A 2,157-nucleotide genomic window follows, 5' to 3' on the forward strand; every position below is an offset into this window, starting at 1 on the left:
CGGTCACGACTTCCCGCCACTTGTCGCGCTGGCCCACCCCCGCCGCGGCCACCATCAGTTCCCGGGCTCCGCCGCGGGCGCCGGCGTGGGCGCGGGGGCAGGCGCAGGCGCTGCGGTCCTGGGCAGGATGCGCATGGACACGGTCTGGCCGTCGCCGCCGCCGTTCAGGCGGCCGGTGGTGATGTCGTACTTCACCGTTTCGCCGCTCAGGTTGCCGCGAGGCTGGGTGATCACGACGTTGCCGGTGAGCAGCATCACTTCGCTTGCCGTGCCGTAGACGATGCGCGCCGCGGTGGCGTCCATCGGCTCGCCCTGGTCGGAGAGCTGGCGCAGGCGCGCGGGGCTGCCGGTCAGGATGATCTCGTCGATTTCGCCGGCCTTGCGGTGGATCTCGGCCCGGTCGGCGTCCACTTCCAGGCTGCCCTGGCGGATGCGGACGTTGCCTTCGAGCACCGACACGCTGTCGTCGGACAACAGGGCGTCCATGTTGCTGGCGGACAGGTCCATGGGCTGCTGGCGGTCGGTGGATTTCGCCAGGGCCGGGCCGGCCGCGAACGCGACGGCGAGCAGGGTGAGGCTAAGGGCTGCGTGGCGCATGTCGTACCTCGACCTCGTTCAGGAGTTGGACCCGCTTGGCCCGCATGTCCACACGCAGGCCTGTGCCGGAGTATATCGAAGCCCCCTGCGTGACGGTCACGGGCAGCGGGGTGGTGGCGCGCTCGAGGTCGGGGAAAACCACCAGCCGCTCGGTTTCGAAACGGGAGCGGATGCCCGCAGGGCTGGCCGGGCCGACCATTTCAACCTTGCGGATCAGGTGCACGTGGTCGGCCTTGGGGCTGACCCAGGCGGCGTCCGAACGCGCCTGCCAGCGGCCCGCGCCGTCGGCGTCGGGGAAAGAGAACCGCGGCTGCACCAGGCTGATGCTGCGGCCGCCGACGTCGCGCTGCAGGTAGGGCCCCCGCACGGTGAACGCCTCGGCGCCGTCGTCGCCCAGCGTTGTCAGTTCGAAGTCGCGCAGGATGTAGTCCGAGCGCTGCGGGACTTCCACCGGCGGCACCTGGCGCAGCAGCCACTGCCAATAGACGACGCCCACCAGCGTCACGGCCAGCACCAGCAGCAGGGCGTTGAGCGCCGTGCGGCTCATGCGGCGCCGAAGCGTCCGAGTACCGCGGCGTCCAGCCCCCGGGCCTCCAGGATCAGGTCGCAAAGTTCGCGGCCGGCGCCAGCGCCCCCGCGCGAGGGCGTGCACCAGTGCACGCGCGACGCGACCCAGGGGTGGGCGTTGGCCGGCGCCACGGCCAGGCCGACGATGGCCAGCGCGGGCAGGTCATGCAGGTCGTCGCCGATGTGCGCGGCCTCGTCGGTGCCGATGCCCAGCGCTTCGCACAGGCCCCGCAGGCAGGCGGCCTTGTCCTTCACCGCGGTGTGCACGTGGCTGAGCTTGAGGTCGCGGCCGCGAGCCACCACCGCCGAGCTTTCGCGCGCGGTGATCAGCGCCACGGCGATGCCGTTTTCTTCCAGCAGGCGCAGTCCCAGGCCGTCCTGGACGTTGAAGGTCTTGGACTCGCGGCCATCGGCGTCGTACGTCAGGTCGCCGTTGGTCAGCGTGCCGTCGACGTCGAAACAGGCCAGGCGGATGCGCGACGCGCGCGCCAGCAGGTCGGCGGGGTAGGGAGTCATGGGGCGATCAGACCACGCGTGCGCGCAACAGGTCATGAATATTGAGCGCGCCCACCACGCGCCGGTCGCCGTCCACCACCACCAGGGAGCTGATCTTGAACTCCTCCATCAGGTGCGCGGCCTCCACCGCCAGCGCCTGTGCGCCGATGGTCCGGGGCGTGCGGCCCATCAGGTGCGACACGGGCGTTGCGTGCAGGTCGGTCTGCTCGTCGTCCAGGCAGCGGCGCAGGTCGCCGTCGGTGAATACGCCCTGCAGCACGCCGCCGGCGTCGACCACGGCGGTCATGCCCAGGCGCTTGCGGGTCATCTCGAGCAGGGCGGTGGTGGCGCTGGCGTCCACGTGCACCGAGGGGATCTCGTCGCCGGTGTGCATGATGTCGCTGATATGCAGCAGCAGCCGCCCGCCCCCGGGGGCGGGGGGGGGGGGGCGGGGGGAGTGGTGGGGCCGGGAACCCCGGGGCGCCAAAAAGGCCCCCG

General features: G+C 71.7%; 4 protein-coding genes. All 4 read right to left on the bottom strand.

Annotated elements, in window-relative coordinates:
* Positions 1 to 54 precede the first annotated feature (54 nt).
* The gene (gene lptA / locus K0M70_RS04085) at positions 55 to 597 is read right to left on the bottom strand and encodes a lipopolysaccharide transport periplasmic protein LptA (protein WP_290779627.1); all 543 of its coding nucleotides are present in this window, start codon (positions 595 to 597) and stop codon (positions 55 to 57) included.
* Positions 578 to 1,144, bottom strand: a complete 567-nt coding sequence (lptC, locus tag K0M70_RS04090; protein WP_290779630.1) for an LPS export ABC transporter periplasmic protein LptC — start codon at positions 1,142 to 1,144, stop codon at positions 578 to 580. The genes lptA and lptC overlap by 20 nt, the downstream gene beginning before the upstream one ends.
* Positions 1,141 to 1,680: an HAD hydrolase family protein gene (locus K0M70_RS04095; RefSeq protein ID WP_290779633.1), complete on the bottom strand. Its 540-nt coding sequence runs from the start codon at positions 1,678 to 1,680 to the stop codon at positions 1,141 to 1,143. Before K0M70_RS04095 ends, lptC begins: the two co-directional genes overlap by 4 nt.
* A gap of 7 nt (positions 1,681 to 1,687) precedes the next feature.
* Positions 1,688 to 2,157, bottom strand: a 470-nt coding sequence (locus tag K0M70_RS04100) for a CBS domain-containing protein (RefSeq protein ID WP_290779636.1), incomplete at its 5' end; no start/stop codon positions are given.

Origin of the sequence: Arenimonas sp., assembly GCF_019459675.1 — a bacterium.
Taxonomy (GTDB): Bacteria; Pseudomonadota; Gammaproteobacteria; order Xanthomonadales; family Xanthomonadaceae; genus Arenimonas.

Coding starts and splice junctions, on each gene's coding strand:
- K0M70_RS04095 (WP_290779633.1), bottom strand. CDS start 1,680: ATGACTCCCTACCCCGCCGACCTGCTGGCGCGCGCGTCGCGCATCCGC.
- lptC (WP_290779630.1), bottom strand. CDS start 1,144: ATGAGCCGCACGGCGCTCAACGCCCTGCTGCTGGTGCTGGCCGTGACG.
- lptA (WP_290779627.1), bottom strand. CDS start 597: ATGCGCCACGCAGCCCTTAGCCTCACCCTGCTCGCCGTCGCGTTCGCG.